The sequence below is a fragment of the Okeania sp. SIO2B9 genome (assembly GCF_010672505.1).
GTDB lineage: Bacteria > Cyanobacteriota > Cyanobacteriia > Cyanobacteriales > Microcoleaceae > Okeania > Okeania hirsuta.
Window position 1 is genome coordinate 1 of sequence record NZ_JAAHGK010000445.1, and the last position, 5,396, is coordinate 5,396.

The 5,396-nt window shown below is 39.2% G+C and carries 3 protein-coding genes; 2 read left to right on the plus strand and 1 reads right to left on the minus strand.

Features of this window, described 5'->3' with window-relative positions; genetic code table 11:
* Positions 1–1,218 precede the first annotated feature (1,218 nt).
* A complete protein-coding gene (locus tag F6K13_RS16500) occupies positions 1,219–2,022 on the minus strand; it encodes an MOSC domain-containing protein (protein ID WP_124155174.1) in 804 nt (267 codons plus the stop codon).
* 519 nt (positions 2,023–2,541) lie between these two features.
* Here F6K13_RS16500 and F6K13_RS16505 point away from each other — a divergent pair.
* Together F6K13_RS16505 and F6K13_RS16510 are read left to right on the plus strand one after the other, a co-directional pair.
* Complete coding sequence (locus F6K13_RS16505; RefSeq protein ID WP_124155175.1) at positions 2,542–3,906, plus strand: O-antigen ligase; 1,365 nt, start codon at positions 2,542–2,544, stop codon at positions 3,904–3,906.
* Positions 3,907–4,396: 490 nt separating this feature from the next.
* Positions 4,397–5,368 carry a glutathione S-transferase family protein gene (locus tag F6K13_RS16510; protein WP_287287852.1) on the plus strand — a complete coding sequence of 324 codons (972 nt, stop codon included), beginning with the start codon at positions 4,397–4,399 and terminating at the stop codon, positions 5,366–5,368.
* Positions 5,369–5,396: the final 28 nt, after the last annotated feature.

A 5,396-nucleotide genomic window follows, 5' to 3' on the forward strand; every position in this document is an offset into this window, starting at 1 on the left:
TCAGACACAGGCATTAATTTTTCGTGTGTCTGTCGATCGCCTATAATATCAACAAGTCCGGCAGCGTCTGTATAATAAAAGGTTGTTTCTAGTAGTCAGTAGGAATAGCTTCAATATCATTTTTGAGGGCCTGCGCAATTCCTTTTTCTCAAAGATCAATCTGACTTCCAGCATTTTAGTTGACCTCATTATTTATAACTTTCTTGAGTGCATACTGCTATCATGGCCAATCCTATCGTTATAGCAAGCTACTACCCAACACATAGCGCTATAATATCATGTCCGGTTGAACAGTTATAAATAAATGATGGAGGAGTCAGGAGTCAACCCACCCCTAACCCCTCCCAGGAGGGGAAGGACCGAGTCAGGAGGGAATAAAGAAGAAGAAAGAACAGGAGAAGGATAAAGTTTTTTGGTCGCGTAAGCGGAACGGAATTCTATCACGCTCTTATCCGGACATGATGTAACTCACTTTGATGGCATTGTAAGTACGCGCCAGACAATAAAACCTGCAAATAAAACATAACCTGCTACTCCTACCCAGTCTTGCCAACTTCCAGATAATTGACTTTCCATAATTTCACTTCCTATTAATTTTGACTTGTATATCATATCAAATCCGTTTAATTCGGTATAAAAAAAGGCGTTGCACAGTGGCGAATGATTTGAGATTTTTGATTGAATTTGATTTTGGATTTGATAATTGCTAGAACAATTAATATTAGGTTTTTTTAGTCAAAGTCTAAACCTCTTTTTGGCAGTATCATTCCATAATGTGCAACCCCTAAAAAAATGTTCCATCTTCAACCATTACCAAATATTTCTCGATCTCTCCATCTCCCCATCTAATTACACCGATGCTACCGGATTTGATATGACTTACGCATGAACGCGATTGGTAGGGTGTGTTAGCGATAGCGCACAAACTCTATAGCGCTGTGCGCAGGCAACAGGCAATAGGCAACAACTCATCTGGGGGAATAAAAAGCTGATAATATAAGACTTTTAGCTATTGGACACCTCCTGTGATTTGTAAATATGCCAGCGCACATTGCTATACTTCTATTGTCAGTGCCTAAGTCCTAATTATAACAAATTATGGGTTACTTAGGACTTATACTGATAATCAACCGTAAGACAGGGAAATATTTTTTCCACTGTTCCCTGTTGCCTGCTATAGACTATCATAATTATTGATTGTTGTAAAAAATATAGAAATTAATCACTCAAAACTTGCAAAAGATCGCCAACCGCTACACTGCCATCACTATCAACAGTTGCCAATACTCCCGTGTGAGCGTGACCAAATTTTTCTTTCAACACCGATAATAAAGGAATATCGCGATCACCTGTTTCTGGATCGACCTCAATATTCATACACCGTCCAATTTTAGCAGTAACAGTAATTTGAGCATTACCCAAGCGCAACTGTTTTCCTACCAAGTCAAACTCTGACCAAGCATCTATTCCATCCACAACTACATTAGGACGAAACCTCCGTATATCTAATATATTCCCTGCTTTTTCTCCTAAATCATCCATAGTTGCCTGACTAATAATAGAAATATGTACAATTTCGCGGTCGGGATAACGAGTTGTATTACCATTTCCCACTAACTGCACAGGAGCTTTTTGAGGATGACGCGCTCCTTTATTCGGTGTGAGAGTAGTCAAATAATCTGTGAAAAAAGCACTAATGCGATCGCGCTCCTCAGATAAACTTGTATTTGCCTTCAGTAACTCAACCCCTTGATGTCGCACAGTCAAAAATCCAGTTTCTGGGTCAAACTCGCAATTCAAAGCAGCTAAACCAGGCCAGTCATTTTGTACTGCAAAATGCTTTTTACTCATCCAAGGTATAACTTCTGGTATTGTAGAGTTATCAGAGTCGAGAAACATCAAAGCAAAAGCGCGATCGCCTTTAATGCCATATCCTGAAGTGAGGAAAAAATCCTGGCAATTTTTAGGAGTTAACCCTTTAACTGGATGAATAAATAATTGTTTAACTGTTGCTAATTTCATGTTATTTTTTATTATTGGAGATGCTAGTGGAAAAAAATTAGACCCTTATCTGTTGGGTTTGCTAGCGCTTAACCCAACCTACTTTATTACAAGTTTATATCATTATGCGTTTTCCTGCTCCCTAAAACTTATCATTTTGTACCTCACACTTTTTGGGAATTACTATTGCTATATTAGAGAGTGTTTGTAAAATGAATATAATGTAGTAGACTTACACAGCTAAAACTGTGCATTAGTTTTTAACTTGAAAACTCTTACTTTTGAATGCATGACTTTTGACTTTTGAATTGAATCTAATGCACCATTTAAGGTGTGTCAGTCCAGTAGAGTACGTTAGTATCACGTAACGCACTATCCCACAGCTAGGCAATGTTTTTTTCCACTGTTGCCTCTCTTGGTCAGCATTCCGCAAGCGAGCTGGCGTCGTCGCGGGGTCTGACCGCTGTTGCCTGTTGCCTGTTGCCTGTTGCCTATTCCCTGTTCCCTGTTCCCTGTTCCCTGCTATAATACCTAAAAAAATTGAATCATAATTCTCATCGTTATTTACAAAAAGAGTGGAAGTTCACTCAAATAGGACTATTACTGTTTCCTATATTACCAACTATAGGTATATTAACTCTAATTTTTGCCGTTATTAGCAGTTGGCAACAAAAATGGCGCAGCATTATTCGTCGTCCCCACAATATAGCCTTAGCTGGTCTTGCTGTCTGGTTAGCGATCGCTACATTTTTTGCATTAGACCGTCAGGAAGCCTTTTTAGGGTTAGCTAATTTATTACCGTTTTTTGGAGTATTTGCTGCCTTGAGTACTCTTATCCAAACTCCCTCCCAACTGCGACGACTTTCTTGGGTAATGGTACTCTCTTCACTACCTGTAGTCATTTTAGGTTTCGGACAATTATTTTTTGGTTGGTCTGGCCCCCTGAGTTTACAAATTATTTTAGGTTGGGTACTTGCACCACAAGGCAACCCTCCGGGGAGAATGGCTTCAGTATTTATGTATGCTAATATTCTCGCAATTTATTTGACGGTTGTATTTATTCTTGGGTTGGGGTTGTGGATTGAAAAATGGAAATTTTTATTTGGAAACAGGGTGACAACAGAGAGCGCACACCCAAAACAGAAAATGGGTCGCTTCAATATTTTTCATGGTGAGTCACCTCAAGAACTTATTTTTTTAACAGTGGCAATAATTAGTAATGGCATTGCTTTGGTCTTGACAAATTCACGCAATGCTTGGGGGTTAGTGGTATTTGCTGGTCTTGCTTATGCTATTTATCTTGGTTGGCATTGGTTAGTATGGTTAGTAATGACAGCAGTGGCAACTGTCTTTGGAGCTGCTTTTGCTCCTGCACCTTTGCAGCAATGGTTACGAATAATTGTTCCGGAATACTTTTGGGCACGACTCACAGATCGAGATTTTGATAGACCTGTAGCCATTCTACGCAGCACCCAATGGCAATTTGCTTGGAATATGACTTTAGAAAAGCCTTGGAGTGGTTGGGGTTTGCGGAATTTTACTCCTTTGTATGAAGCACAGATGCAAATGTGGCTTGGTCATCCTCATAATTTATTCTTGATGCTAACGGCAGAAACTGGAATTCCTGCTGCTTTGTTTTTGTTTGTTTGGGTGGGTTGGATATTGGCAAAGGCAGTATTGTTATTAATTAATAGGTCATCAATTTATTCCAGAGGAGACCGTTTCATATTTTTTAGTTATTTAGTAGCTTTTGCTGCTTGTACTATATTTAATATGTTTGACGTGAGTTTGTTTGATTTACGAATTAATACAATAGGATGGTTACTTTTAGCTGCAATTTGTGGGTTAGAGCGCTGCGCGCAGGCAACAGGCAACAGGCAACAGGCAACAGGCAATAAGCAATAGGGGGAATAAAAAACCGAGTCCAGTAGTAGCGCGTCAAGCCTTAAATGTTGTATTAGGATTTTGGACAAAAACAATATATAGCTTAGATTTTACCATTTTCCTATTACCCTATTTTAAGCTTGACACGACAGTAGGGTGTGTTAGCGATAGCGTAACTGAGCAAAACTTAGATATATGCCACCTTTTGACAACTGATAACTGATATCATGTCCGGTAGCATCGGTATTGTATAGAGAAGGTAAGGAAGAAGGAAAAAGGAAGAAGGAAGAAGCTTTAAGAGAAGGAAAAACCTTATAGAACCCCCGATCGTATCTTCATAAATATTAATTTAGTGGGGCGGGTTAATCAGATAATTTCTAACACCATTAATTTAACGCGGAACCCGCCCCTACTATTGCAACATTGGTGTGTCACGCCACTACGAAATATTTATTTGACTTTGATTTATGATAAAATTTCAGGTACATCTATCTAACAAATAAAGCTAGCAATGAAAACAGAGACATCTCAGCAAAAATCTCTTCCTAACTGGGAAGAATTACTAGAGGTTGCCCAACAAAATACTACGGCAAAATGGATATCAAGACCAGGACAAACACCTGCCACTGCAACAATATCCAGTCACCTCCATCGACTCAGTCCTGGGGAAAAACCTTCTGTCTTGCTCTATCGAGATACTCATGGTTGGTGTCCTTTCTGTGAAAGAGTTTGGTTTGCTTTAGAAGAAAAACAAATTCCTTTTGAAACTGAATTAATTGATTTATCAAACAAACCACAGTGGTATAAGGATATGGTGCCAACAGCATTGGTTCCCGCAGTCAAAATTGAGGGCGAGTTAGTTTATGAGTCTAAAGATATTCTGCTTGCCTTAGAAAAAAAATTCGATCGCTTTCCTCTACTGCCGATCGCCTCTCAAGAAAGGTCTGCGGCATTAGATATGATTGAGAATTTTGATGCCAATGGTTTAGTCAAATCAGGATATGCGTTTCTCCGAGGCAAACCTGCTAACTCTGAGCAATCTACAGAAACTATTCCGGAACAGATAGCGGCACAACTGCTGAATTTGCAAACAACTTTTGAGACAAAATCAGACCAGTTAGAGGTAACATTGGGTCAATATCCTGGTGTTTATTTTATGGGCGAGTTTAGTTTGGTGGATATTATGTATACTCCAGCTCTCAGAAGGTTCGCAGCAAATTTACCTGTATTCCGGGGATATTCTCTATACGACAATGACCGCTTTCCTCGACTCAATCAATGGTTGACAGCTATCAATAAACGTTCCTCTTATCAACGGATCAAACCTAGTGCTCGAACGAATAATTTGATCATTTTCTTTGTGGGTTTAATACCCCACCGTCTACACGGTGTTCAAAATTACTTGGGGTTAGAATCCCCATGTAATTTTCCTCCTGTCTCCTGTCTCCTGTCTCCTGTCTCCTTCTTCAATTATGAACAATAACCCAGTCTTCTTAACTTTTTCTTTTTTT

Coding starts and splice junctions, on each gene's coding strand:
- F6K13_RS16500 (WP_124155174.1), bottom strand. CDS start 2,022: ATGAAATTAGCAACAGTTAAACAATTATTTATTCATCCAGTTAAAGGG.
- F6K13_RS16510 (WP_287287852.1), top strand. CDS start 4,397: ATGAAAACAGAGACATCTCAGCAAAAATCTCTTCCTAACTGGGAAGAA.